The organism is Intrasporangium chromatireducens Q5-1 (assembly GCF_000576575.1).
Classification (GTDB): domain Bacteria; phylum Actinomycetota; class Actinomycetes; order Actinomycetales; family Dermatophilaceae; genus Intrasporangium_A; species Intrasporangium_A chromatireducens.
Window position 1 is genome coordinate 1 of record NZ_AWQS01000570.1, and the last position, 586, is coordinate 586.

Genomic DNA, 586 nt, shown 5'->3' on the forward strand with positions numbered 1-586 from the left:
CGCTCGTCGCCGCCCGGGTCCCCGCGCCGCCGCGCAGCCGGCCGCGGAGCGTGTGGCACACCCTGCCCGAGGTCGCACCCGAGCTGGGGGAGTGGGCCACCTTCTTCGCGGCCTCGTCCCGCCGACAGGCCCTCGCCGACCGCGGCGGATGGGTGTCCGCGCGGGAGGCGGACGACCTGCTGCGCCAGTCGGAGATGTTCCTGCGCCTCGTCTCGGACCTGCTCGGGGCGCCGCTCGCCGCGCCGCTGCCCGAGTCGATCACCCCGGCCCTCGTCGCGCGTCCCACCGGGAGGGGTGCGTGACCGACAGCTTCGTCCACCTGCACGTCGCCTCCGGCTACTCGATGCGCTACGGCACCGCTGCGCCGCAGGCGCTCGTCGAGCGTGCCGCCGCGTGGGGTCAGCCGGCACTCGCCCTGACCGACCGCGACGGACTCTACGGGGCGGTGAAGTTCGTCCAGGCCTGCATGGCGGCGGACGTCGCACCGATCCTCGGCGTCGACCTCGCGGTCGGGCCCCACGTCGCGTCCCCGGACCTCGGGGCGCCGCCGGCCGAGCGACGAGAGCGCACCCCGGTCCGCGGCGGG

The 586-nt window shown here is 77.1% G+C and carries 2 protein-coding genes; both read left to right on the forward strand.

What is annotated here, in order from left to right:
• On the forward strand, positions 1 to 302 hold a 302-nt coding region (locus N864_RS25345; protein ID WP_034723060.1), incomplete at its 5' end, for an SAV_6107 family HEPN domain-containing protein.
• A partial coding sequence (locus tag N864_RS22935; RefSeq protein WP_034723062.1) for a PHP domain-containing protein occupies positions 299 to 586 on the forward strand: 288 nt, incomplete at its 3' end. The genes N864_RS25345 and N864_RS22935, both read left to right, overlap by 4 nt.